Origin of the sequence: Brevundimonas sp. P7753, from assembly GCF_013386595.1 — a bacterium.
In the GTDB taxonomy this organism is placed as follows: Bacteria; Pseudomonadota; Alphaproteobacteria; order Caulobacterales; family Caulobacteraceae; genus Brevundimonas; species Brevundimonas bullata.
The window spans coordinates 1-24,910 of record NZ_JACARP010000120.1; the positions used below are offsets into that span (position 1 = coordinate 1).

The window sequence follows — 24,910 nt, forward strand, 5'->3', positions numbered from 1 at the left end:
GGTCGCCGCCGCGCAGGCCCAGGTCGGCGTCGACCACCCCCACAAGCGTCAGACGCGGGAAGTTGTGGCCTTTGGCGGCGGCCTGAGTCGCCACCAGGATGTCGATCTCCCCCTCGGCCATCGACTGGATCAGGGCGCGGGCCGAGGCGCCGTCGGGCACGGTGTCGGAGCTGAAGATGGCGGTGCGGGCCTCAGGGAAGAGGCGGCGCACCTCCTCCTCGACCCGCTCCACGCCCGGCCCCACAGGCACCAGCGAGTCCTCGGCGCCGCACGAGGGACAGAGCTTGGGCTTCATCATCGAGAAGCCGGTCAGGTGACAGACCAGCCGCCCGGTATAGCGATGCTCGACCAGCCAGCTGTCCGTGTCCGGCGCCGTCAGCCGATGGCCGCAGGCGCGGCACAGGACGACCGGGGCGTAGCCGCGTCGGTTCAGGAACAGCAGGCTCTGCTCCCCCTTGGCGAAGGTTTCGCCGATGGCTTCGCGCAAGGGCGCCGACAGCCAGGTCTGCGGGTCGGGCGGACAGGTGCGCAGGTCGATCAGGTCGATGTCGGGCAGGACCGCCGCCCCGTGCCGCGCCGCCAGCTTCAGCCAGCCATAGCGGCCTTGCCGAGCGTTCCACAGGGTCTCCAGCGACGGGGTGGCCGAGGCCAGGACCACGGACGCCCCCTCGATGCGCCCGCGCGCCACGGCCAGGTCGCGGCCGTGATAGACCAGACCCTCTTCCTGCTTGAACGAGCCGTCGTGCTCCTCGTCCACCACCAGCAGGCGCAGGTTGGCGTAGGGCAGGAACAGGGCCGAGCGCGCCCCGACCACGATGTTGCAACGCCCGGCGACCACCGCCTCCCACACCTGACGGCGCTTGGGCGGGGTCACGCCCGAATGCCATTCCGCCGGGGCTGCGCCGAAGCGGGCGGTGATCCGCTCGATCAGGGCCTGGGTCAGGGCGATTTCGGGCAGCAGGATCAACACCTGGGCGGTGGGATCATGCCGCAGCGCCCGCGCCGCCGCCTCCAGATAGGCCTCGGTCTTGCCCGACCCTGTGACCCCGTCGAGCAGGAACGGGGCGAAGCCGCCCGCAGACACTGCGTCGGCGATGACCGTGGCCGAGGCCGCCTGATCCGGGTTCAGGGTCGCGGGGGCATGGTCGGGATCGGGAGCGTCGAAGGCGGCGACGGCCTCGATCTCGATGACCGTCAGCACCCCCTCGTCGACCAGGCCCTTGACCACGCCGGTCGAGACCCCCGCCGCGCGAGCCAGATCGGGGCCGGTCATCGACCGATGGCCCAAAGCCTCCAGCACCGCCGTCCGCGTCGCCGTGGGGCGGGCGGGATGGCGCCCCTCGACCCGTTTGACCCGCCGCTCGGGCCGGGGCCGGGGCGCGCGCAGGCCCTTCAAGGCCGTCGCCGCCATCTCGCCCGGCGGGCTCAGGGTCCAGCGTGCGGCCCACTCGACGAAGGTCAGCGTCCGTTCCGGCAGGCGATGCTCGCTCAGCACCTGATCAATGGCCTTCAGCCGCCGGTTCGAGCCCGTGGTCTCGAACACCTCGGCGACCACGCCCCGGATCAGACGCGGCCCCAGAGGTACAGTCACCTGATCGCCGCGCACAGCCGTCAGCCCCTCCGGGACCTCGTAATCGAAGGCCTCGGGCACCGGCAGTGGAATGAGGACGGAGGCGACGATCACCGCGTTTCTCCTCCCCATTCCATGGGGAGGTGGCGCGGCGCATCGCGCCGCGACGGAGGGGGCGTCTCGACATTCAACGGCTGTGCCGCCCCCTCCACCCCTTCGGGGTCCCCCTCCCCATGGAACGGGGAGGAAAAGGAGGCTCGCCCTTCGCCGTCGTCGGCGCTAAAACCTTGTCCCATGAAACTCTTTCTCGACACCGCCGACGTCGCCGTCATCAAGGACATGCTGCCCACCGGGATGGTGGACGGCGTCACCACCAATCCGTCGCTGATCGCCAAGTCGGGTCGGAACATCGCCGAGGTCATCGCTGAGATTTGCGCCCTCGTCGAGGGGCCGATTTCCGCCGAGGCCGTGGCGACCGATTTCGAGACCATGGTGAAGGAGGGCGACAAGCTGGCCGCCATCGCTCCGAACGTGGTCGTGAAACTGCCCCTGACCTGGGACGGGCTGCGCGCCACGCGGGCCTTCGCCGACAAGGGGATCAAGACCAACGTCACCCTCTGCTTCTCCGCCGCCCAGGCCATGCTGGCCGCCAAGGCGGGCGCCACCTTCATCTCGCCCTTCGTCGGTCGTCTGGAAGACGTCGGCGCCGACGGCGTGGGCCTGCTGGAGGAAATCCGCGCCCTCTACGACATCCATGATTTCGACACCGAGATCCTGGCCGCCAGCTTGCGCAACCCGGACCACGTGACCGCCGCTGCCATCGCCGGCGCCGACGCCGCCACCCTGCCTGCGGACACTTTCAAGGCCTTGGTAAAGCACCCGTTAACCGACAAGGGGCTTGATGCCTTCCTGGCGGACTGGGGCAAGACCGGCCAGTCCATTCTGTAACACCGACCCGCAAAAGAGGTCCGCTTGAGCACTTCCCTGGACCTCTCTTCTGACGCCGCCGAGGGCCTTCACTGGCCCGAGGTGCGGGCCTGGCTGAACGCCCACCCGGATCGTCTGCTGGACGACCGCACTCTGCTGGAAGAACTGGGCCTGCGCGCCACAGGCCGCAACGTGGTCGATTTCGGCCGCGCGGCCCTGACCCGGCTCGAAGCCGTGGTCCAACGCGAGGCGGGCGCCCGGAAACAGATCGAAGAGATCGCCCGCGCCAACTTCGCCGCCCAGACCCAGACCCATGTCTCGGCTCTGGACCTGATGGAGGCGACCAGCCACGCCGAGCTGTCGCGTCAGCTGGACGCCACGTCTCAGGCCCGCTTTGGTCTGGCCGGCGGGGCCATCGCCATCGAGAAGCCCGGTCTCGTCCCCTTCGGCTGGAAGCCGCTGGAGCCGGGCCGCGTCGACGCGCTTCTAGGCGACGACGGTCTGGAATGGCTCGGCCCCAACTTCACCGGCCTGGACCTGTTCGGCCCCGCCGAGGGCGAGGTGAAGTCCGTGGCCCTGGTGCGGATGAGCCTGCATCTGCCCGGCTCGGACGGCGCCCGCCCGGCCCTGTGCGCCTTCGGCTCGCACGAAGAGGACGGTTTCACCCCGGCCATGGGCTGCGAACTGGTGGCCTTCATCACCCGCGTGGTGGAACGCATGGCCGAGCGATGGCCGACGCAGGGCTAACCCCCTCAGGTTTGGCCGCCGATCAGACCCTCCTCGCCTGGCTCGAACATCTGGCGCACGAGCGTCGCCTGTCGCCGCGCACGCTGGAGGCCTATGGCCACATAGGCCGTCACTACGTGGCCTTTCTGGAACGTCATCGCGGCGGACCGCAGACCCTGTCTGATCTCGGCGCCGTCACCGCCGCCGAGGTGCGCGCCCATCTGGCCGAGCGCCGCAGCGGCGACCGCCCGCTGAACGCCCGCTCGCTCAGCCAGACGCTGGCCGCCATTCGCGGCTTTCACGTCTTCCTCGACCGGCGCTGCGGCACGCCCGCGCCGCAGCTGGCCCTGGTGCGCGGCCCGCGCGTCAAACCCTCCCTGCCCCGTCCGGTCACGGAGGATCAGGCCAGGGGTCTGCTGCACGAGCCCGAGGCCGATCCCGACGCCGAACCGTGGGAGGCCGCGCGCGATCGCGCCGTCCTGACACTGCTCTACGGCTGCGGGCTCCGCATCTCCGAGGCCCTGTCGCTGAAACGGTCGGACGCCCCGCTGCCGGATACCCTGCGCATCACCGGCAAGGGCGACAAGATGCGGCTGGCCCCGGTCCTGCCCCAGGTGCGCGAGGCGGTGGACGCCTATCTGGCGCTGCAACCCTTCGTCCTTGAGGCGGATCAGCCCCTGTTCCGCGCCAAACGCGGCGGCGCCCTCAGTCCGCGTCACGTCCAGGCCACGGTCCAGCGGCTGCGCGGGCGTCTGGGCCTGCCCGCCTCGGCCACGCCCCATGCGCTCCGCCACAGCTTCGCCACCCACCTGCTGGGGGCCGGGGCCGACCTGCGATCGATCCAGGAACTGCTGGGCCACGCCAGTCTCTCGACCACCCAGAAATACACCCAGGTCGACGCCGCCCGCCTGCTGGCCGCCTATGCGGACGCGCACCCGCGGGCTAGACGGCCTTGACCGCCCCGCCGTCCACGCGGATCAGCGACCCGGTGACATAGCCCGCCAGCGGACTGGCCAGGAAGGCGGCGACCGCGCCGAACTCCTCCGTCGTGCCGATGCGGCCCGCCGGGATGGACTTGACGGATTCCGCCCGCGCCTCGGCAGGCTCGACGCCCGTGGCGGCGGCGCGAGCGGCGTCCAGACGCTCGATGCGCGGGGTGTCGATGCGCCCCGGCAACAGGGTGTTGACCGTCACCCCATTGGCCGCGACCTCGCCCGCTAGGGTCTTGGCCCAGGCCGCCACCGAGGCGCGCAGGGTGTTGGACACGCCCAGCGTCCCGACCGGCTCGATCACCGTGATGGAGGCGACGTTGAGGATACGCCCCCAGCCCATGGCCCGCATCCCCGGCAGCACCCGGTCCGTCAGGCGAAACACCGACAACACCATGGACTCGAAATGATCGCGCCAAATCGACGGCTCCAGCCCGTTCACCCCCGACGGCGGCGGCCCGCCGGTGTTGTTCAGCAGGATCTGGACCGGCCCGCCCAGAGCCGCCTCGGCCACGTCCACCGCCTTCAGCAGCCCCTCATGATCGGCCAGATCGGCGGGGGCGATGACCGCCTTGCCCGGCCCCATGGCGTTCAGCTCATCGGCCACGGCCTGCAGCTTGACCGCGTCGCGCGACAGCAGGGCCACATGCGCCCCCTCGGCCACCAGAGCCCTCGCCACGGCCCGCCCCAGGCCGCTGGAGCCGCCGCAGATCAGCGCGCGCTTGCCGGTGAGTTGAAGGTCCATGTCAGTGTCCGATGTCGCGAGGAGAGTAGAAGCCGCACATGGTCACGCGCGGGATCGATTGCGAGCCCGATCCAATGAAACTTGAGGCTCAACAACTCAAGCCAAGGTCCACTCTCGGCGCTGGAACCGATTACCGCTTTCGACCCGTTGCGGACATTGAGCGCCTGCCCCGGTAGGGCCTAGGAACCCTCGCCAAACTCCACCGTTCAACGCGCGACGTTGATGCGCTCAGGCGCCGCTTGATGGGGTTGAGGCTGATGATCGATCTGGATCGCCGCAAGGTGGTGGCCGCCGGCATTTTCTCAGGCGGCCTGGCCTTGGCGCAAGGTGTTCAAGCCTTTCAGGCCGAAAGCGCGGCTGAAACACTGTTTCGGAATGTGCGGGTCTTTAGCGGACGCTCCACCCGCCTATCAGGCCTCACGGACGTGCTTGTGCGCGGCAACAAGATTGCAGCCGTCGGCGATGGGCTCGCCAGCGCTGGCAGAACGATCGAGGGCCGGGAACGCACCCTAATTCCGGGGCTGATCGACGTTCACGCGCACCTGGAGTTTTATAACCTTCCTGCGCTCGATTTCAGCAGCGCGGACCCGGACTATCTCCAGGTCCGCCAGGCGACCGCCGCCGAGGATTTCCTGATGACGGGCTTCACTTCCGTCAGGGATGCCGGCGGGCCCACATTCGGCCTCAAGCGTGCCATCGATGAGCGTCTGATGCCCGGGCCGCGGATATGGCCCTCTGGCGCGATCCTGTCCCAGACCTCGGGCCACGCCGAATCCCGGCCGATCAACGCTCTGCCCTCGCCCAAAAATCGCGAACTCACGCCGCATGAGAGAGCGCGCTATCTGGCCGTCGTGGACGGGGTTCCCGAGGTGCTGGAAAAGGTGCGCGAACAGCTTTTCCAGGGCGCCAGCCAGATCAAGCTGGCGGTGGGCGGCGGCGTCAGCTCGAATTTCGACCCTCTCGACGTTACTCAGTTCAGCCCCGACGAAATCCGCGCCGCTGTCGGCGCCGCCGAGGACTGGGGCACTTATGTCATGGTGCATGGCTACACGCCGCGCGCCATCAATCGCGCGATCGACTGCGGGGTTAAAAGCATCGAACACGGCCACCTGCTGGATGAAGCCACGCTGCGACGCATGGGGAACGAGAACATCTGGCTCAGCCTTCAGCCCTTCCTGCAGGACGAGGACGCCATCCCCACAGCGCCCGGCTCGGCGAACGAGCGCAAGTACCAACAGGTGACCGAGGGGACTGATCGCGCCTACAGCCTGGCCAAGCGGTTGGGTCTCAAGGTCGCGTTCGGCACAGACATCCAGCTCAATCCGAACGGCGCGGCCCGACAGTCCCATTACCTGCCAAAGCTGCTTCGCTGGTACAGTGGAGGCGAGGCGCTCAAGATGGCCACGCACGACAATGCGGCTCTGTTGGCCATGTCGGGCCCGCGCACTCCCTACGCGGGTCAACTCGGCGTTATCGAACAGGACGCGCTGGCGGACGTCTTGCTGGTGAATGGAGACCCAGTCGCCGATCTTAACCTACTGGCAGATCCAGCGAACAATCTTGCCATCATCATGAAAGACGGCATGATTTTCAAGGACGTCGCCTAGAAGACATCTACCAGGAGCCTTAGCAGGCTCAGAGCTCCATCCGATTTCCGGAAGGTCCTCTTCCCACCCCAAGCGGATATTCAAATCGTCCACTTTGAACCCCTCAACGAAAACGGCGCGCCCCTTGCGGAGCGCGCCGTGATGCGTTCGGGCTGAGGGCCTGGCCTTAGGCCTGCATGGCCCAGCCTTCGACGGCCATGGCCGCCTGGCGGACCGCTTCCGAGCGGGTCGGGTGGGAGTGGCAGGTGCGGGCGATGTCTTCCGACGAGCCGCCGAAGGCCATGGCGATGCAGGCCTCGCCGATCAGTTCGCCGGCTGCGGGTCCATAGATGTGGACGCCCAGGACCTTGTCGGTCGTGGCGTCGGCCAGGACCTTCACGAAGCCCTCGGTCTCGTGGTTGATCTTGGCGCGGCTGTTGGCGGCGAAGGGGAACTTGCCCTTCTTGAAGGCGACGCCTGCGGCCTTCAGCTGCTCTTCGTTCTTGCCGACCCAGGCCACTTCCGGGCCGGTGTAGATGACGCTGGGGACCAGGTCGTAGTCGACGTGACCGGCCTTGCCGGCGATCAGCTCGATCACGGCCACGGCGTCTTCCTCGGCCTTGTGCGCCAGCATCGGGCCATAGGTGACGTCGCCGATGACCCAGACGCCCGGCGCCGTGGTCTTGAAGTGGTCGTTGGGGATGACGCCGCGCTTGTCGGTCTCGATGCCGACCGTCTCCAGACCCAGACCGGCGGTGTAGGGACGGCGGCCGATGGCCACCAGAACCACGTCGCCCTTCAGGGTTTCAGCCGCGCCGCCGGCCGAAGGCTCCAGTGTCAGCTCGACGCCGTCCTTGACCGAGGTCGCGCCCGTGACCTTCGTGCCCATGCGGAAGGTCATGCCCTGCTTGGTCAGGCCGCGCTGGAAGGCGGTGGCGACCTCGGCGTCCATGCCGGCGCCGACCTTGTCGAGGAACTCGACCACAGTCACTTGCGCGCCCAGACGGCGCCAGACCGAGCCCAGCTCCAGGCCGATGACGCCCGCGCCAATGACGATCAGATGCTTGGGCACCTTGGGCAGGAAGAGGGCGCCGGTCGAGTCGATGACCTTGCCGTCCTCGAAGGCGACGCCCGGCAGCGGGGTCGGCTCGGAGCCGGTGGCGATGACGATGTTCCTGGTTTCATAGGTCGTCTTGGCGCCGTCGGCGGCCTCGACCTCGACCTTGTTCGGACCCGCGATGCGGCCGCGGCCCTTCAGCCAGACGACCTTGTTCTTCTTCATCAGGAACTCGATGCCCTTGGTCAGGGCTTCGACGCTGTCGTCCTTGGCCTTGTGCATCTGGCCCAGGTTCAGCTTGGGCTTCACCTCGATGCCTATGCCGGCGAATTCGGTGTTGGCGGCCTCATACAGCTCCGAGGCGTGCAACAGGGCCTTGGACGGCATGCAGCCGACGTTCAGGCAGGTGCCGCCGAGCGTGGCGCGCATTTCGATGATGGCGACCTTCAGGCCCAGCTGACCGGCGCGAATGGCGGCGTTGTAGCCGCCCGGCCCGCCGCCGATGATCACTACGTCGTAGGTCTGGGGAGCGGCGTCGGCCATGGATATCCTCTGATCGGTCTGGCGCTGGGAAGGAGCGGCGCGGACACTAGCGCCGACCCCGGCGGGGTCAACCGCCACGGTCCATATAGGCCGTGATCACGGCGGGGGCCATGCCGACGAAAGCCAAAGACGCCCCATAGGCTGAAACGCCAAAGGGCCGGGCGTCGCCGCCCGGCCCTCCATCGCAGATTTTCAGAAGCCTCAGAAGGCCATGCGGGCGACCAGCTGATAGACGGGACCGCCCTTTTCGGTTTCCAGCTCATACTCGTCGTACTTGCGGTCGATCTGATCTTCGACGTTGCCGAACTTGTCGAAGACCTCATCCTTGGAGGCGTCCAGCAGGTTGGAGCCGGTCAGGCGCACCACGATATTGCTGGCGACGCGCTTCTCGAGGAAGACCTCCAGGTCGGCGCCGTAGGAGGTGCGGACCTCTTCGGCCAGGACGCGGGCGGCGGCCTCGCCCTGCTTGCGATAGGTGGCGCCGAAGGCCGCGCCCCAGGTCGGGATGTCGTGGGTGAAGCCGAAGTTCAGCACATAGTCCGACTGGCTGTTGAACCGGCGGGTCCCCATGAGGTCCTCGACCTCGCTGTCCAGCCACGAGTAGTTGAGGAAGACGCCGGTCGTCTCCATGCCGATGAAGTCCAGCGGCGTCGACAGGTCGAACTCGACGCCCCAGACCTGACCGTCGCCGACGTTGTCGACGGTGTAGATGAAGGTCCCTTCGCCCGCGCTGCCTTCGTCGCCGGTGTTGACCTCTTCCACCAGATCCGAGATCGAGCGGTAGAAGGCGTTGACCCCCACCACGCCGCGACGGCCCAGTTGGCGCTCGAAGCCGACATCCACGCCCCAGGCCGATTCCGGCTTCAGGTTCGGATTGCCGATGAAGTCGCTGTCGCCGAACTCTTCTTCCAAGACGGCAGGCGACAGGCGGTCGAAGCTGGGACGACGCACGGTGCGCGCCGCCGAAAAGGTCAGGCGGTCCGTGTCGTTCAGGCGATAGCGCACGCTGGCCGAGGGCAGCAGGAAGCCATAGTCGGTCTCGGTCACGCGGTCGGCGGCCTCGGCCGTCTCGTCGGCGATGGTGATGTCCGTGGTCTCATAGCGCAGGCCCGCTTCCCATTTCAGCGCGCCGCGATCGCCCGACAGCATGACATAGGGATCGATGCGGTTCTCCTCGATCAGGCTGTCGCCGCCGGGAACGGCCTCAAAGGCGCCGAAGGGGGGAACGACCGGCCGCACGCCCGGCGCGTTCGGCACGTTGAAGCGGATGCGCGGGGCCTCGGTGATCAGGCTGTCGCGCTCCTTCATGGCCCACTGGACGCCGAACTCCAGCGTCGCGCCGGACAGGTCGCGCTTGTGCTCCAGGGTGCCTGACCATTCCTCGTCCTTGATCCGGGTGTCGGTGGCGTCGGCGGTGAAGCGGTCCTCGTCCGGATAGGGCGTGCCGTCGCGCAGGTATTCCGACTCGTTCTCGAACTCGTACTGATCATCGTCGATCATGGCGTAGCCGAGCTTGAAGCGCGTCTTGCCTCCGAACATGTCGCGGCTGTAGCGGGCGTCCAGCGACAGGTTGTCAGTCAGGATGTCCAGGTCGTTGTCGTTGACCACCGCCAGGTTGGCCTCGGTCTGGACGCCGCCTTCGTATTCCAGCGAGTCCTCGTCCTGGAAGCGGTCTGTGCGGACAAACAGACCCGAGAGGGCCAGTTCGCCGCCGGCCACATCGACCTGGTAGGCGGCGTTGAACGAATAGTCGGTGCCGTCGCGGACATCGGTCTGGGCCTCGACGTTCTGCAGCTCGCCGTTCGGCTCGTCATAGCGCTCGCTGAACTTGAACTTGGGGTTGCGGCGGTCCTGCATATTGGCGCCGACCAGCAGACGGCCCGGCCCGACCTGGCCGCCCCAGACGGCGCCGAAGGTCTGACCCCACTGGCCGTACTCGCTGTCGTCGAACATCAGGGCGCCGGCGCGGACATAGCCGCCGTCCAGCGACAGGGCGTCGCGCAGCACGATGTTGATGGCTCCGGCCACCGCGTCGCCCGAACGATTGGCCGAGCTTGAGCGCACGACCTCGACCCGCTCGATCAGTTCGGCGGGGATGCGGTCGACGAAGAAGGAGCGATCAACGCCGGCGCCGGGCACCCGGTCCCCATTGATCAGGATCTGAGTGTAGCCGGAGTCCAGGCCGCGCAGACGCACGCCGTCATATTCCAGCACATCGGACAGGAAGGCGACCGACGGCACGCGCTTCAGGGCGTCACCGGCGGTCAGCGGCTCGAACCGCTGGAAATACTCCAGGTCGTAGGACAGGGTCGGCACGACGTCGTCGGCGCGGTTGCGCAGGACAGGCCGCCCTGTGACGATCACCTCCGACAAGGCCGTGACCGGGCCGTCGTTATAGTCCGGCGCCCGGACGACTTCTTCGGCGCTGACGGCGCCGGCGATGGCGAGAGGGGCGACGGCGGCGCCCAGCAGAAGACCCAGCTTCATTTGTCTTGTTCCCCGACGACACCGGCCTGCGATCAGGCTCTGGTTGTCTTGGGCGCTCGCTAGCGGGGTGCGGCGACGCGACCGCGACGTTTTCGCGAAGAGGATTCGCCGGTTCGCTGACTGTCCGACGACAGATCGTCCCGATGCTGAGGATTATTCGCGGAGGGGGTCTGTAATGCGAAACGGGGCCCGATCTTGCGATCGGACCCCGTGTTCCCAGTCTCGACTGGAGCGGGCGAAGAGATTCGAACTCTCGACCCCAACCTTGGCAAGGTTGTGCTCTACCACTGAGCTACGCCCGCATTCCCGTGGGAGCGATGTGCTGCTCCCCGTCGAGGAGGGGCTTTTAGCCGACCCTTCTCAGACCGCGCAACCCCCTTTTTGGATTTTCCGACAATCCGCTGCTTTTTTTCGAATAGTTCTGGAATTTCAAACGAAAACGGCCCCCGCAACACCCCCGAAGGAAGCGCCGCGAGGGCCGCTGGAAAGCAGCCGCTACGTTTCAATCACGCGCGCCAACCCGCTCAAGCAGCGAGCCGCCGCGCGGCGAGCGATAGCGGCCTCAGCCGCGCTGAGAATCAGCGCGGCGCCAGCCGGATAGCCCCGTCCAGACGGATGCATTCGCCGTTGATGTAGACGTTCTCGGCCAGATGCAGGGCCAGGGACGCATAGTCGGCCGGGGTGCCAAGGCGGCTGGGGAAGGGAATGGCGGCGGCCAGGCTGTCCTGAACCTTCTGGTCCATGCCGGCCATCATCGGGGTCCACATGATGCCGGGCAGGATGGTGTTCACCCGCACCCCGTCCTGGGCCAGATCGCGCGCGACCGGCAGGGTCATGGCGTAGACGCCGCCCTTGGACGCCGAATAGGCCGCCTGGCCAATCTGGCCGTCCTGGGCCGCGACGCTGGCGGTGTTGATGATCAGGCCACGCTCGCCGTCAGCCATCGGCTCGGTCTGGACCATGCCGAGCGCCGACTGCGACAGGACGCGGAAGGTGCCGAACAGGTTGATCGTGACGGTGCGTTCGAAGGAGGCCATGTCGTGGGCGCGGACCTCGCCGGTGTCGCGCTTGCGGCTGACGGTCTTCTGGCCCGTGGCGATGCCGGCGCAGTTGACGGTCAGGCGCTCCTGGCCGTGGGCGGCGCGGGCCTTGACGAAGCCGGCGGCGACGCTCTCGTCCGAGGTCACGTCCACCTTGCAGAAGACGCCGCCGATCTCCTTGGCGATCTCCTCGCCGCGCTCTTCGTTCAGGTCGAACAGGGCGACCTTGACGCCCTTGGCCGCCAGCGCCCGCGCCGTGCCCTCGCCCAGGCCCGAAGCCCCGCCCGTCACCACCGCCGCAATCGAACCGTCGAGTTTCATGAAGATCGTCCCTATATTCTTTGAATCGAGTGTCTGCGCGAGGATTTAGCGGCCATGACCGCCAAAGCCAAACCAGCGTCCGCCGAATCCATGGCCGACGCCATCAATCCTGAAAAGGCCCTGATCCCAACCGTGCAAAGGGTCAATGAAATGCGCGTGAAAAAAGGCTTCTGGCCCAAACTGCGCAGCACCGCCTCGCGCATTCCCTTCGCAGGGCAGGCTCTGGCGGCCTGGTACGCCACCCAGGACCCCAAGACGCCCATCGCCGCCAAGGGGGTCATGTTGGGGGCGCTGGCCTATTTCATCATGCCCATCGACGCCATTCCCGACATCTTCGCCGGCATCGGCTTCACCGACGACGCGGCGGTGATCGCCGCCGTCCTGGCCACCCTGGGGGCCCATGTGAAGCGCAAGCACCACGAACAGGCCGAGGCGGCGCTGAAGCGGGTCCGCGACGCCGCCGACTAGACCGGCGCCTGCGAACGCCACCAGCCGGTGATCGAATAGCGCGGCGCGCCCGCAAAGGGCGCCACCACCGACACCGCGTGCGACTGCGGCACCCTGAAGACGTTCAGGGCGTCGAAGACCGGGATCAGGCTTTCCGTCACCTCGCCCTCCGCGTCGAGGAACTGCAGCTGACCGCCCCACTCCGCCCGCCAGCGCGGCGTCAGGTTCAGCACATAGGCGTAGAGCCGGCCCGAGGCCTCATTGGCGTCGGTATGCCGGTTCAGGAAATGCCCAGGCAGATAGCGGGTCGCCTGACCGTCGGCGAAGACGATGCGGTCGTCGCCCGTCAGCCGCCGCGCAAACGCCAGAAAAGCCGCGCTGTTGAACAGGTCGGCGGCGGCCTTCAGCAAGGCCGGCGTCTGCTCCGCGCCGACGCCCGTGCGGCGGATCAGCAGCCGGTCGTAGATGAAATGAAAGCCCTCTTTGGCCTCGGCGTAGATCTGGTCCAGCGCCGCCTGACGGTCGGTGTCCGACTGGGCGTCGAAGGCGGCGGCGGGCACGTCGATGTCGAACGGATTGCGGATCGCCCGCGACCAGTCGTGCGCCGGATCGGCCAGCAGGGCGTGCAGCCGTTCCGCCCCCTCGCCCAGCAGCCCCGGCACGCGGGTGCGGCCTGTGGCCGCCAGACGCCGGGCGGCGACGTCGATGTCGGTCTCGGACGCCGCCAGGGACAGCAAGGTCATCCCTCGGTCACGACCACGATCTTGCCCATGGCCTGACGGTCGCCCAGGGCCTTGATGGCCTCGTGCGCCTCCTCCAGCGGATAGGTGCGGCTGACGCGCGGCTTGATCTTGCCCTCCGTCCACAGCTGCATCAGCTCGGCCATGTTGGCGGCGTGGGCCTTGGGATCGCGCGCCACCGCCGCGCCCCAGAAGACGCCGATCACCGAGACCGACTTCAACAGGGTCAGGTTCAGCGGCAGGGAGGGAATGCCCGCCGGGAAGCCGACCACCAGATAGCGGCCGTTCCAGTCCATGGCCCGCAGGGCCGGCTCGGCGTAGTCGCCGCCGACCGCGTCATAGACCACGTCGGCGCCGTCGCGGCCGGTGGCCAGCTTCAGCTCGCCCGACAGCGACTTCTGCGCCGCCTTGTCCATCGGCCCGGACGGATAGATCAGGCCGTTGTCGGCCCCCAACTCCAGGGCGAACTCCACCTTGTCGTTGGTCGAGGCGGCGGCGACGACGCGCGCACCCATGGCTTTGCCCAGTTCGACGGCGGCGGCGCCCACGCCCCCGGCGGCGCCCAGCACCAGCAGGGTCTCGCCCGGCTGTAGCTTCGCCCGGTCCTTCAGGGCGTAATAGCTGGTGCCGTAGGTCATGGTCAGGGCGGCGGCTTCCTCGAAGCTCATGCCCTCTGGCATGGGGATCAGGCTGGAGGCCGGGACCGCCAGACGCTCGACCAAGCCGCCCCAGCCGGGCACGGCGATGACGCGGTCGCCCTTGAACACGCCCTTGACGCCTTCGCCCACCGCATCGACCACGCCCGCCACCTCGGCGCCGGGCGAGAAGGGGCGCTCGGGCCGGAACTGGTACTTGTCCTCGATGATCAGGGTGTCGGGATAGTTGATCCCGATGGCCTTGACCTCGATCACCACCTCGCCCGCCTTGGGCGTGGGGTCCATGACCTCTTCGACGACCAAGCTGTCGGGGCCGCCGGCGGCCTTGGACAATACTGCGCGCATACTGGTTTCTTCCGTCATCCCCCGTCGGGCCATGGCGCCGACACGATTGCGACGCTAATCAGCGCGCGGCCCGATGCAAAGAGGCCGAACAGACTTTCAGGAGACGACCATGGCGCGAACCGCCCTCATCCTCCACGGCGGCGCCGGCGCCCGACGCGAGCGCAACTACGACGCCGAGGTGGTTCACATGCGCCAGGTGGTCGAGGCGATGAAGGCGCGGCTGGACGCCGGGGCCTCCGCCGTGGACGTGGCGGTCGAGGCCGTGGTCATGCTGGAAGACTCCGGTCTCTATGTCGCCGGGCGCGGCGCCTCGCCCAATCTGGCCGGGGCCTATGAACTGGACGCCAGCCTGATGGACGGCGCGTCGGGCAAGGCCGGGGCCGTGGCCGCCCTGCAAGGCTTCCGCAACCCGGTCGTCGCCGCCCGCGCCGTGATGGACCGCACCCCCCACGTCATGCTGGCCGGCGAAGGCGCCGCCCTGTTCGCCCATGATCAGGGGCTGGAGCCCATCGGCGACGAAGAGGCCTGGTTCACCCGGGCCGGCAAGGGCGAGGACAATCATCCACCGGGCACGCTCAGCCACGGCACCGTCGGCTGCTGCGTTCTGGACCGGGAGGGCCGTCTGGCCGCCGCCACCTCGACAGCGGGCGTCTTCGGCAAGATGCCGGGCCGCGTCGGCGACACCCCCATTCCCGCCGCCGGCACCTGGGCCGACGAACACGCCGCCGTCTCCTGCACCGGCCAGGGCGAGTATTTCATCCGCGTCGCCGCCGCCGCCCGCACCGCCATCGGCGTGGCCGCCGGTCAGACCCTGGCCCAGGCGTCGCAAGCCGTGATCGACCGCATCGGCGGCCTGGGCGGCGACGGCGGCCTGATCGCCCTGGACCGCCAAGGCAACATCGCCGCCCCCTACAACAGCCAGGGCATGAAGCGCGCCTGGCTGACCACCGACGGCGAGGTCGGGGTTCAGGTCTTCGACCAGTAATTCTTCTCCGCTCATCCCCGCGGAGGCGGGGACCCAGTGCCTTGGCATCACATGCTGCGGCCTATTTGATCGCAGCTTCACCCACGCTCGGCGTGTGAGGTTCTTACTGGGTCCCCGCCTCCGCGGGGATGAGCGGGTTGTGGATGCTCGCTTCATTACAGCACCGTAAGGTGCGCGGCGGGTTTCAGCCCTGATAGGGTCCGCTCACCTGCCCCCGGCGCAGCTTGCGGGGCGACCGGAACCTGACGCCATGAAGACCCGCCTGATCCTGACCGCCTGCGCCTCGGCCCTGCTGCTGGGCCTGCCCGCCGCCGCCTTCGCCGAAAGCGCGGCGCCCGCCGTCGCCACCGCCGCGCAAGGCGGGGTCGCCGTGCCGCCGCTGGGCTTCGCCAAGCGGACCCTGGCCAACGGCATGGAGGTCTATACCGCCCGCGACGCCTCGACCTCGAACGTCACGGTCCAGGTCTGGTATCGCGTCGGCTCCAAGGACGACCCGGCGGGTCGTTCGGGCTTCGCTCACCTGTTCGAGCACCTGCTGTTCAAGGCCACCAAGAACATGCCGTCCGAGACCTTCGACCGTCTGACCGAGGACGTCGGCGGCATGAACAACGCCTTCACCGCCGACGACGTCACCGCCTATTACGAGGTGGTCCCCGCCAACCACCTGCAGCGCATCCTCTTCGCCGAGGCCGACCGCATGGGCTCGCTGGTGGTCGACGAGGCGACCTTCGCCTCCGAGCGCGACGTGGTGAAGGAGGAATACCGCCAGCGCATTCTGGCCAGCCCCTATGGCCGTCTGTTCGGCCTGTTCACGCCCGAGACCATCTATCAGGACCACCCCTATCGTCGCCCCGGCATCGGCTCGATCGAGGAACTGAACGCCTCGACCCTGGACGACGTGCTGCGCTTCCACGCCACCTATTACCGCCCCGACAACGCCATGTTGATCGTGGCCGGCAACTTCGATCAGGCCCAGCTGGACGCCTGGGTGGACGAATATTTCGCCCCGCTGAAGCGCCCGGCGACGCCCATGCCGGTCAATGACGTCAAGGAGCCCGAGCCGACCGGCCCGCGCACCGCCACCTATTATGCGCCGAACGTGCCCCTGCCCGCCGTGGTTCTGGCCTGGAACACCGTGGCCTATCGTGACGCCGACCGCGCCGCCCTGACCGTGCTGGACGGGGTGCTGTCCACCGGCGAATCGAGCCGCCTCTATCGCTCGCTGGTCTATGATCAGCAGATCGCGGCCCAGATCGGCTCCAACCCCGACTTCGCCCAGCAGGCCGGCAACCTGACCGCCTACGCCATCATGGCTGACGGCCAGTCGCCCGAAGCCGGCAAGGCCGCGCTGGAGGCCGAGATCGCCCGCCTGCGCGACGCCCCCGTCACCGCCGCCGAACTGAGCGAGGCCAAGAACGAGCTGGTCGCCAACGCCCTGCGTGGCCGCGAGAGCATCGACGACCGCGCCACCACCCTGGGCATGGCCCTGATCATGACCGGCGACGCGACCGCCGCCGACCGCGAAATCGCCGAGATCCAGGCCGTCACCGCCGCCGACGTGCAACGCGTGGCCCGCCGCTATCTGACCCCGCAGCGCCAAATCACCATCAACTACCTGCCCGCCGACGACGAACACCCGGCCAGCGTGCAGAAGATGAACGTCGACGCCCCCGTCACCGTGGCCGAACTGGCCCCCGCCGGTCCGGTCGCCGTCTTGCTGCCGGAAGCCGAGCGCGCCCGCCTGCCCCAGCCGGGCGCCGAAGTGGCCCCGGCCACGCCTGCGGTGGCCGACTTCCGCCTGGCCAACGGCATGCGGGTCCTGGTCGCCCCCACCGAGGGCCTGCCCCTGGTCTCGGCTCGTCTGAACTTCAACGCCGGCTCGGCCAACGACCCGGCGGGCAAGCCGGGCGTCGCCGCCCTGACCGCCGGCCTGCTGACCCAGGGCACGACGTCCAAGTCGGCGCCCGAGATCGCCACCGCCATCGAGCAGCTGGGCGCCAATATCGGCGCGGGCTCGGGCGCCGACTTCACCAACATCTACGCCAATGCGCCCAAGGACGTGTTCGGTCGCTCGCTGAGCCTGATGGCCGATCTGGTGCGCAACCCGGCCTTCGCCGCCGAAGAGCTGGAGCGCCAGCAGTCGCAGACCCTGGACGGTCTGCGCGTGGCCCTCAGCCAGCCCGGCTCCATCGCCGCCCAGTCCGTAGGCCGCGTCATCTACGGCGACGCCCCTTACGGCGCGCCCGGCGGCGGCACCCTGACCAGCGTGCCGGCCATCACCCGCAACGACGTGGCCGCCTTCCACGCCGCCCGCTATCGCCCGTCCCAGGCCACCATCGTCTTCTCGGGCGCCGTGAACCCGGCTGAGGCCCGCGAGCTGGCCCAGGCGGCCTTCGGCGACTGGCGCGACCCGTCGTCCGCCGCGCCCGCTCCGGTCGCCAAGGCCGGCCCCATCCTGCCGCCGCGCATCGTCGTCATCGACCAGCCGGGCGCCGGTCAGGCCGCCGTCACCGCCGCCATTCGCGGCGTCAAGCGCACCGACGCCGACTACTTCCCGCTGACGCTCGGCAACACCCTGCTGGGCGGCGGCTTCTCGTCCCGCCTGAACCAGGAAATCCGCATCAAGCGCGGCCTCAGCTACGGCGCCCGCTCCTCGGTCGGCGCCCAGCAGGACGTCGGCGTCTTCACCGCATCGACCCAGACCAAGAACGAGACGGCGACCGAAGTGGCCGACCTGATCCTGGCCGAGATCGGCAAGCTGGGGACCAGTCCCGCGACCGAGGCCGAACTGGCCCCGCGCCGCGCCGCGCTGATCGGCGGCTTCGGCCGCTCGCTGGAGACAGTGGACGGTCTGGGCGGCCTGGTGGCCAACCTGGCCCTCTATGACCTGCCGATTAGCGATCTGGCCGACTACGCCGGACGCGTGCGTTCCATCACGCCGCAACAGGTCGAGACGGCCTTCGCCGAGCACCTGTCGACCGACCGCGCCAGCCTGGTCATCGTCGGCGACGCGTCCAAGTTCATCGACGCCCTGCGGGCCAAATACCCGAACGTCGAGGTCATCCCCCTGACCGACCTGAACCTGAACAGCGCCACGCTGCGCTAGGATCGCTTGCCACGGCCTCCGATTTCCGGCCAAGCTGGAAATCGGAGAACTACGCTATGTCAAAAACACCTGCCGCCCTGCTGGTCGCCGCAATGATCTGGCTGACCGGCTCGCCCGCGCAGGCGCTCTCACCCACGTCCGATCCGCTCGACGACGCCCTGGCCCTGCTTCGGACCGACCCCGCTGCGGCCGTCGTCGCACTGGAGCGGCTGTCGGCAGCCGGTGATGCTGAAGCGACCGCTTCATTGGCGACGGCCTTGGAAATCACTGGAGGCGACCCTGAGCGGTCAGAGCGGCTTTGGGCTCAAGCCCTAGCCGACGGTTCGCAAAATGCGCGCCTCAACATCGGCATGCGGCGACTGCTGAACGATATCGATACGGATGACGCAGAAGCCTTCGCCATGCTTCGGGACCTCGAGGAACCGTTCCAGGCCTTTGCAGCCTACCCCATGGGCCGGGCCTACCTTTTAGGGAATGGCGTAAAACAGGACCTTGAGCGGGGCTCACATCTGTTGGCGACTGCGGTTGAAAACGAGCCCGGCAACATAGACGCCCAGTTTCTGCTGGGACGCGCCTACCGCAATGGCTGGGGGGGTAAAGACCGATGCCGACGCCGCCTTCACCCATCTGAAGATCGCCGCTGACGCTGACGACGCCCGCGCGCAGTGGAACCTCGGCATGATGCTGCTGTCAGGCGAAGGCGTGACGGCGAACCCGGCCCTTGCCTACGACTACGTACGCAAGTCTGCGGAACAGGGGCACGAGGACGGCATGATCTCGCTCGCCGTCATGCTGGCCCTGGGCCAGGGCGTGAAACCGACCCCCGCCGAGGCGCGGTTCTGGTATGAGCAGGCCGCCAGGCAAGGCTCCGCCCACGCCCTTCGCGGGCTAGGCATGATGTTGCTTGTCGGTGAAGGCGGCCCCAGCGCCCCAGTTACCGGCACCGCCTATGTGGAACTGGCGGCGGAAGCCGGCGACGCCAATGCCGCCACCTTGCTCAAGCACTACGCAGCGCCGCTTTCGCAACTCTTGCGCCCATCCATCGACGCCGCCAAAGCGAACTGGGCCAAGGCCATCGGCTGGGCGCCATAGCGGCTCAAGCCGTCAGGCAGACCACCTGAGCCACGCGCAGGTCGCGCCGAAGCCGGTCGGCGACCTGGCCGTAGTTGGCGGTGTTGACCGCCTCGCCCAGGGCTTTTTCGTCGGCGCGCTGCTCGCCGCGGATGGCGGGAACAAAGGTGTCGGGCGCCGTGGTGTAGATCAGGCCCCGGCGCGGCGCCTCGGCGATGGTGACGCCCAGCACCCGGCCCCGCCCGTCCAGCACAGGCGCCCCCGACAGGCCTGAAAGCGTGCCCTTCAGCCCCTTGGTGCGCCCGGACTCGGCCCAGGCCAGGACCGGCTCGTCGCGCTCGCCGCGTCCCCGGACCTTCAGCGTCTCGCGGCCCAGAAGACGCGAGGCGACCTCGCCGGGATGGCCCTGTGGGAAACCCGGATGAAAGGCGCGCTGGCCCTTGTGCAGCGGCGTCTGGGCGGCGAGCGGCAGGGCGGGCGGGCCGCCCTCGGTCAACAGTAGAGCCACGTCGGCGCGTTCGGCCAGCCGCACGTCGGCGGCCAGGGCGCGTCCGCCGCCGATCACCAGGGCCGGACGGCGGCAGCCCTCGACCACGTGCCGGGCCGTGACCCAGCGGCCGTCGCCGGCGATGGAGAAGGCCGTCCCGGACGACGGCTGGAACGGATCGTCCGGGGCGATGACGGTGACGGACGGATCAAACGGCGTGATCGGCCCCAGCAGGGCGCCGTGGGCCTCGTCGTCCTCGGGCGCGTGGGGCGCGTCAGCCTTTTCGCGACGGCCCAGCGACACGATCAACAGGGCGCCGATCACCGCCGCATAGATGGTCCAGTCGGGAAGATGGGGAAAGCGCATCAGGGCGCCGTCAGCCCGTTAGGGCGGCGGCGAGGATCAGGGCCGTGGCCAGCTTGGCGCCCGCCAGCACCACGGCGGCGGCGACCTCGCCCTTTTCGATGCGCTGCGGCAGGCCGGTCAGCAGCAGGTCGACGACGCGGAACGCCAGCAGTTGCAGCACCACCGTCGCCACGCCCCAGATGGCGATGTCCCGGATCGAGGTCGAGATCGACAGAGACACGGCCAACGGAATCGCCAGTCCGACCAGCACACCCGAAAAAGCCACGGCGGCGGCGGGATTGCCCTGACGGATCAGCGCCACCTCGCGCCACGGCGTCAGCAGGGCGTAGACGGTCGCCCCGATGGCCAACAGACCAAAGGTCACGACCAGATGCAGGACCAGGATTGGAAAACCGGTGGCGAAGGCCTGAACCTCGGGACTCGACAGGACGCTGGGCAGAGACGACGAGTCCATGGTGTGCGAGCCCGCAGCCTCCAGCTGAAAACGGAACGAAAGCAAAACAGCCTTGCCCGATCAGGACCCGCTTCCGCAAGGGCGCCCGGGCCACACCCGATCAGGAAAACAATGTTAGGCGATAATCAGGTCGCGTCAGTTTCGTCCCCTCGCGCCCTGGCGATCGCCGCACTCTCGCGCTTCAGCGGTTTGGAGACGGGACAGACCTCTTGAACATAGCCGTTCAGGGTATTGGCGAGTTGATCGGGCGCTAAGCTGTAGTGGACGAACTGCCCCTTTTTCTCGCTCGCGACCAAACCCGCGACCTCCAGCACCGACAAGTGCTGCGACACCGCCGGCTTGGAAATCTCGAACTTGGCCGCGATCTCGCCCGCCGTCAGATCGGCATGGGCCAGATAGGCCAGGATCTTGCGCCGGACAGGGCTGGAGAGGGCTTCGAACACGCGCTGCATGGATAGGTATTTAAGCGATTTGCTAACGGCTTGCCAGTCGCTTCATTTCGATGTTTAAATTATTACTTAAATACCTTCTGGAGCGGACCGATGCACGAGCACGATCCCTGCGCTGTCAACAGCCTAATCGAGACCCCCGGCAGCAGCCCGACCGAGGGTCGCGTCGTCTGGGACCCGGCCCATTCAATGTGGAACGGCGCCATGCTGGCGGTCACCCTGGCCTTTGGACTTGCGACCTTCAGCCTGAGCGCATTCGCCGTTTTCGTCGTCCTGACGGGCGCCACTCTGTTGCTCGGCCATTCGGTTGGGTTTCACCGGCGGCTGATCCACGGCAGCTTCGACTGTCCCCTGTGGCTGGAACGGTTGCTGGTCTGGATCGGAACGCTGGTGGGCATGAGCGGTCCCTTCTGGATGATCCGCACCCACGACCTGCGTGACTGGGCGCAACGTCAGCCCGACTGTCACGACTACCTGGCGCATCGACGCCCCATGGCGATCGACGCCGTCTGGCAGATGAATTGCCGACTGGTGCTGGATCAACCGCCGACCTTCGATCTGGGCCGGATCGGACGCGATCCCTTCTACCGTTTTCTGGAGCACACCTGGATGTGGCAGCAGGCGCCGGTCGCGGGCTTGTTGTGGCTGATGGGCGGCTGGAGCTTCGTGGTCTGGGGCGTCTGTGTACGCGTGTCGATCAGCGTCATCGGCCACTGGTTCGTCGGCCATCTGGCCCACCGGCGCGGCCCGCAGACCTGGCTGGTGCGCGAGGCGGGCGTTCAGGCCCACGACGTGCCTTGGGCGGCCATCCCGACCATGGGCGAGGCCTGGCACAACAACCACCACGCCTGGCCCGGCTCCGCCCGTATCGGCCTATACCCCGGCCAGAGCGACTGGGGCTATCGCTTCATCCAGCTTCTGGCACGGCTTGGGCTAGCCTGGGACGTGCAGACGCCGGAAAGCATGAGCGAAAGAGCGACGGCCTTGATGCAGGCACGCCCACGATGAGCCCAGCCTTATGCCGCCGCGACGTCGTCTGCGTCCGCCTCGCGCTCGGCCTTGATCCGCGCGCTCGCCCTCTGCTTCTCGCTCTCGGACTTCAGCTGGCCGCAGGCGGCGAGGATGTCGCGGCCGCGCGGGGTGCGGATCGGCGAGGCGTAGCCGGCCTTGTTCAGGATGGCGGCGAAGCGTTCGATGGTCTTCCAGTCCGAGCACTCATAGTCCGTGCCGGGCCAGGGGTTGAACGGGATCAGATTGACCTTGGATGGGATGCCCTCGATCAGCTTGACCAGGGCGCGGGCCTCGTCAGGGCTGTCGTTGACGCCCTTCAGCATGACGTATTCGAACGTTACCCGGCGGGTGTTGGCCAGACCCGGATAGGCGCGGATGCCGGCCATCAGCTGATCCAGCGGATACTTCTTGTTCAGCGGCACCAAGACGTCGCGCAGGGCGTCGTTGGTGGCGTGCAGGCTGATCGCCAGCATGGCGGCGGTGCGCTCGCCCAGGGCGTGCAGTTGCGGCACGACGCCCGAGGTCGAGACGGTGATGCGGCGCCGCGACAGGGCGATGCCCTCGTTGTCCGAGATGATGTCGATGGCGTCGGCGACATGGTCCAGATTGTAGAGCGGCTCGCCCATGCCCATGAAGACGATGTTGGACAGACGGCGGTCTTCCTTGGGCGACGGCCATTCATCCAGATCGTCGCGCGCCACCTGAACCTGGGCCACGATCTCGGCCGTGGTCAGGTTGCGAACCAGCTTCTGCGTGCCCGTATGACAGAAGGTGCAGTTCAGGGTGCAGCCGACCTGAGACGAGACGCACAGGGCGCCGGCGCGGCCGACGTCAGGGATATAGACGGCCTCGACCTCGATGCCCGGCGCGGTGCGGATCAGGTATTTGCGCGTGCCGTCCTTGGACACCTGACGCTCGACGATCTCGGGACGAGCCAGGGTGAAGGCCTCGGCCAGGGCCGCGCGGGTTTCCTTGCCGATGTCGCTCATCAGGGCGAAGTCGGTGACGCCGTAGTGGTGAATCCAGCGCCAGACCTGGCTCGCGCGCATCTTGGCCTTTTCGGGCGGACAGATGTTCGCTTCGATCAACGCGTTGCGCAGGCCCTCGCGCGTCAGACCGCTGAGGTTGACGGGGGCTTTAACCGGGGCGGAAGCGCGCGAAAGGTCGAGCGTGATGCTCAAGGCTGGATATCCTGCGGGAAAGGGAGGAGCGAGCCTCTAGCACAGATGCAGGGCCTTGTCGCCTTCAGCCCTTTCTGGGGGCTGGCCGTGAAACCGTTCGGGCGGATTGGCGTCCCCTCGGAAATAGTCTGTCTCGGGCCTGCGCGGTTGATCCTGACCGCCCTGACCGCTAAAGCCCGCCGCGTTGGGGAGTAGCTTCCGGCGTCTGTCAGCCGGGATCGCGTCAACATACTTGCCTCCGCCGGGGGCATGGCGCGATCAGCGGATACCCGTCCGCCTAGCGAGACCAGCACGATCCGGGGGCCGAGCCGGCCTGCGCCCGGACGTGCTGTCACGCGCCCGGCTGAGATCTGTTTCCATGACCCCCATCGCCATCGCCATCCTGTCGCTCAGCATGTCCGCCGACGCCTTCGCCGCCGCGATCGGTCGGGGCGCCCAGCACCGCCCCACTCTGCCGCAGGCCCTGCGCTCGGGCCTGGTGTTCGGCGTCATCGAGGCCATCACCCCGCTGATCGGCTTCGCCCTGGGCGTCGCCGCCGCCGGCTTCGTCGCCGCCATCGACCACTGGATCGCCTTCGGCCTGCTCGGCGCGGTCGGCGGCAAGATGATCTGGGAGGCGTTGAAGCCCGAGGACGAGGCGGAAGAAGAAGCCGAAGCGAAGAAGGCCGTGTCGCGCGGCCTGGTCGCCCTGGTCGCCACCGCCGTCGGCACCTCGATCGACGCAGGCGCGGTCGGCGTAGGCCTGGCCCTGCTGGGCGAGAACATCTGGCTGATCGCCGCCTGCATCGGCCTGACCACCTTCGCCCTGGCCACGCTCGGCCTGCTGATCGGCAAGGCGGCGGGCACCCGACTGGGCAAGATCGTCGAACTGATCGGCGGCGTCGCCCTGATCGCTCTGGGCCTCAAGATCCTGCTGGAGCATCTTGGCCTGCTGGCCTTCTGAAACCCGCCTTGCATCCAGGGGGCGGCCAGAGGAACGTCCGCCCTCGGCTAACCGTTAAGCCGCCAGTTGCAAGGAGCCCCCGTCATGCGCGCCGCCGTCATTCTCGCCGCCCTCGCCGTCCCTCTAGCCCTCGGCGCCTGCGCAACCGGCCGGACCGTGCCGACCTATCAACAGGACCTCGACAAGCTGGAAAGCGAATGCACGGCGCGCGGCGGCATCCTGACGCCCAGCGGCGCCATGACCGGCCGCGCGCAGACGGACTATCTGTGCAAGATCACCGGCGGCGCGACGCGCATTCCGTAAGGCGAAATCGGATTCGACGAGAAAATCCGTGGTGGTTGGAGGCGGGATCGAACCGCCGACCTGTGGGTTATGAATCCACCGCTCTAACCATCTGAGCTACCCAACCCCTTACGGGACCTCGCGCAAGGCCGTGACCGACCGGGAGGCGCGAGAGGCGTGCGTATATCGCCGCCTTCCCTCGGGTTCAAGCCGCTTCGACAGCTAAATCGCGCAGGACGATCGGTCGCGGGGGGTTTCGGCTCGCGCGGGGAACGGCGAGGCTTCATTCTGGATTGCAACATCTGTTGTTCAGGAGAGCCCCATGCGTCTGATCGCCCTCGCCGCTTCCGCCTCGCTCCTCGTCCTCGCCGCCGCCTGCGGGGCCAACGGCCAGGA

Annotated in this window: 23 protein-coding genes, 2 tRNA genes and 1 riboswitch; of the genes, 12 read left to right on the top strand and 13 right to left on the bottom strand. The window is 68.0% G+C overall.

Annotated features, from left to right (window positions below):
• On the bottom strand, nt 1-1,702 hold a 1,702-nt coding region (gene priA / locus HX774_RS17650), incomplete at its 3' end, for a primosomal protein N' (RefSeq protein ID WP_218650508.1).
• Nucleotides 1,703-1,864: 162 nt separating this feature from the next.
• Here priA and fsa point away from each other — a divergent pair.
• Genes fsa through HX774_RS17665 form a run of 3 tightly spaced genes read left to right on the top strand, consistent with a single transcriptional unit; the run spans nt 1,865 to nt 4,179 of the window.
• Entirely contained in the window at nt 1,865-2,518 is a 654-nt protein-coding gene (gene fsa / locus HX774_RS17655; protein ID WP_105563152.1) for a fructose-6-phosphate aldolase, read from the top strand.
• 24 nt (nt 2,519-2,542) lie between these two features.
• Complete coding sequence (locus HX774_RS17660) at nt 2,543-3,244, top strand: DUF484 family protein (RefSeq protein WP_178828765.1); 702 nt, start codon at nt 2,543-2,545, stop codon at nt 3,242-3,244.
• On the top strand, nt 3,226-4,179 hold the full coding sequence (locus HX774_RS17665) for a tyrosine recombinase XerC (RefSeq protein ID WP_178828766.1): 954 nt from the start codon (nt 3,226-3,228) through the stop codon (nt 4,177-4,179). Before HX774_RS17660 ends, HX774_RS17665 begins: the two co-directional genes overlap by 19 nt.
• Here the strand turns inward: HX774_RS17665 and HX774_RS17670 are convergent.
• Nucleotides 4,166-4,957, bottom strand: a complete 792-nt coding sequence (locus HX774_RS17670) for an SDR family oxidoreductase (protein ID WP_178828767.1) — start codon at nt 4,955-4,957, stop codon at nt 4,166-4,168. The genes HX774_RS17665 and HX774_RS17670 overlap by 14 nt on opposite strands.
• Nucleotides 4,958-5,214: 257 nt before the next feature.
• On the opposite strand from HX774_RS17670, the gene HX774_RS17675 reads away from it, so the two are divergent.
• On the top strand, nt 5,215-6,564 hold the full coding sequence (locus tag HX774_RS17675; protein WP_178828768.1) for an amidohydrolase family protein: 1,350 nt from the start codon (nt 5,215-5,217) through the stop codon (nt 6,562-6,564).
• Nucleotides 6,565-6,730: 166 nt separating this feature from the next.
• Here the strand turns inward: HX774_RS17675 and lpdA are convergent, their stop codons facing one another.
• The 4 genes from lpdA to HX774_RS17695 all read right to left on the bottom strand — a co-directional run bounded on the left by lpdA (nt 6,731) and on the right by HX774_RS17695 (nt 11,991).
• Nucleotides 6,731-8,143, bottom strand: a complete 1,413-nt coding sequence (lpdA, locus tag HX774_RS17680) for a dihydrolipoyl dehydrogenase (protein ID WP_178828769.1) — start codon at nt 8,141-8,143, stop codon at nt 6,731-6,733.
• A gap of 201 nt (nt 8,144-8,344) precedes the next feature.
• Complete coding sequence (locus HX774_RS17685; RefSeq protein WP_178828770.1) at nt 8,345-10,630, bottom strand: TonB-dependent siderophore receptor; 2,286 nt, start codon at nt 10,628-10,630, stop codon at nt 8,345-8,347.
• A gap of 227 nt (nt 10,631-10,857) precedes the next feature.
• Nucleotides 10,858-10,932 (bottom strand) — tRNA-Gly (locus HX774_RS17690).
• 276 nt (nt 10,933-11,208) lie between these two features.
• Entirely contained in the window at nt 11,209-11,991 is a 783-nt protein-coding gene (locus tag HX774_RS17695; RefSeq protein WP_114816763.1) for an SDR family oxidoreductase, read from the bottom strand.
• Nucleotides 11,992-12,045: 54 nt separating this feature from the next.
• Here HX774_RS17695 and HX774_RS17700 point away from each other — a divergent pair, with 54 nt between their 5' ends.
• Entirely contained in the window at nt 12,046-12,459 is a 414-nt protein-coding gene (locus HX774_RS17700; protein ID WP_178828771.1) for a YkvA family protein, read from the top strand.
• Here the strand turns inward: HX774_RS17700 and HX774_RS17705 are convergent.
• Both HX774_RS17705 and HX774_RS17710 read right to left on the bottom strand, forming a co-directional pair.
• Nucleotides 12,456-13,181, bottom strand: coding sequence for a 2OG-Fe(II) oxygenase family protein (locus HX774_RS17705; protein WP_178828772.1), 726 nt, complete (start codon nt 13,179-13,181; stop codon nt 12,456-12,458). The genes HX774_RS17700 and HX774_RS17705 overlap by 4 nt on opposite strands.
• Complete coding sequence (locus HX774_RS17710; protein WP_178828773.1) at nt 13,178-14,179, bottom strand: NADPH:quinone oxidoreductase family protein; 1,002 nt, start codon at nt 14,177-14,179, stop codon at nt 13,178-13,180. Before HX774_RS17710 ends, HX774_RS17705 begins: the two co-directional genes overlap by 4 nt.
• A gap of 109 nt (nt 14,180-14,288) precedes the next feature.
• On the opposite strand from HX774_RS17710, the gene HX774_RS17715 reads away from it, so the two are divergent.
• The 4 genes from HX774_RS17715 to HX774_RS17730 all read left to right on the top strand — a co-directional run bounded on the left by HX774_RS17715 (nt 14,289) and on the right by HX774_RS17730 (nt 19,362).
• Nucleotides 14,289-15,164, top strand: a complete 876-nt coding sequence (locus tag HX774_RS17715; RefSeq protein ID WP_178828774.1) for an isoaspartyl peptidase/L-asparaginase family protein — start codon at nt 14,289-14,291, stop codon at nt 15,162-15,164.
• Between the two features lie 250 nt (nt 15,165-15,414).
• A complete protein-coding gene (locus HX774_RS17720; RefSeq protein ID WP_178828775.1) occupies nt 15,415-18,270 on the top strand; it encodes a pitrilysin family protein in 2,856 nt (951 codons plus the stop codon).
• Nucleotides 18,271-18,326: 56 nt separating this feature from the next.
• A complete protein-coding gene (locus HX774_RS17725) occupies nt 18,327-18,914 on the top strand; it encodes a tetratricopeptide repeat protein (RefSeq protein ID WP_178828776.1) in 588 nt (195 codons plus the stop codon).
• Complete coding sequence (locus HX774_RS17730) at nt 18,853-19,362, top strand: tetratricopeptide repeat protein (protein WP_178828777.1); 510 nt, start codon at nt 18,853-18,855, stop codon at nt 19,360-19,362. Before HX774_RS17725 ends, HX774_RS17730 begins: the two co-directional genes overlap by 62 nt.
• Before the next feature lie 4 nt (nt 19,363-19,366).
• On the opposite strand, the gene HX774_RS17735 is transcribed toward HX774_RS17730, so the two are convergent.
• The 3 genes from HX774_RS17735 to HX774_RS17745 form a co-directional block, all read right to left on the bottom strand.
• The gene (locus tag HX774_RS17735; protein WP_178828778.1) at nt 19,367-20,194 is read right to left on the bottom strand and encodes a serine protease; all 828 of its coding nucleotides are present in this window, start codon (nt 20,192-20,194) and stop codon (nt 19,367-19,369) included.
• A 10-nt stretch (nt 20,195-20,204) separates the two neighbouring features.
• Nucleotides 20,205-20,648 (bottom strand): DUF350 domain-containing protein, encoded by a 444-nt coding sequence (locus HX774_RS17740; RefSeq protein WP_114816845.1) that lies wholly within the window; start codon nt 20,646-20,648, stop codon nt 20,205-20,207.
• Between the two features lie 125 nt (nt 20,649-20,773).
• Complete coding sequence (locus HX774_RS17745) at nt 20,774-21,100, bottom strand: metalloregulator ArsR/SmtB family transcription factor (protein WP_178828779.1); 327 nt, start codon at nt 21,098-21,100, stop codon at nt 20,774-20,776.
• A gap of 90 nt (nt 21,101-21,190) precedes the next feature.
• On the opposite strand from HX774_RS17745, the gene HX774_RS17750 reads away from it, so the two are divergent.
• Nucleotides 21,191-22,105, top strand: coding sequence for an acyl-CoA desaturase (locus HX774_RS17750; protein ID WP_178828780.1), 915 nt, complete (start codon nt 21,191-21,193; stop codon nt 22,103-22,105).
• An 8-nt stretch (nt 22,106-22,113) separates the two neighbouring features.
• Here HX774_RS17750 and rlmN read toward each other — a convergent pair whose 3' ends face one another.
• A complete protein-coding gene (rlmN, locus tag HX774_RS17755; protein WP_178828781.1) occupies nt 22,114-23,289 on the bottom strand; it encodes a 23S rRNA (adenine(2503)-C(2))-methyltransferase RlmN in 1,176 nt (391 codons plus the stop codon).
• Between the two features lie 179 nt (nt 23,290-23,468).
• A riboswitch (yybP-ykoY riboswitch) is annotated at nt 23,469-23,567 on the top strand.
• Between the two features lie 80 nt (nt 23,568-23,647).
• On the opposite strand from rlmN, the gene HX774_RS17760 reads away from it, so the two are divergent.
• Nucleotides 23,648-24,232 carry a manganese efflux pump MntP family protein gene (locus HX774_RS17760; RefSeq protein WP_178828782.1) on the top strand — a complete coding sequence of 195 codons (585 nt, stop codon included), beginning with the start codon at nt 23,648-23,650 and terminating at the stop codon, nt 24,230-24,232.
• 84 nt (nt 24,233-24,316) lie between these two features.
• A complete protein-coding gene (locus HX774_RS17765) occupies nt 24,317-24,535 on the top strand; it encodes a hypothetical protein (protein WP_178828783.1) in 219 nt (72 codons plus the stop codon).
• 29 nt (nt 24,536-24,564) lie between these two features.
• Here HX774_RS17765 and HX774_RS17770 read toward each other — a convergent pair.
• A tRNA-Met gene (locus HX774_RS17770) sits at nt 24,565-24,641 on the bottom strand.
• Between the last annotated feature and the right edge of the window lie 269 nt (nt 24,642-24,910).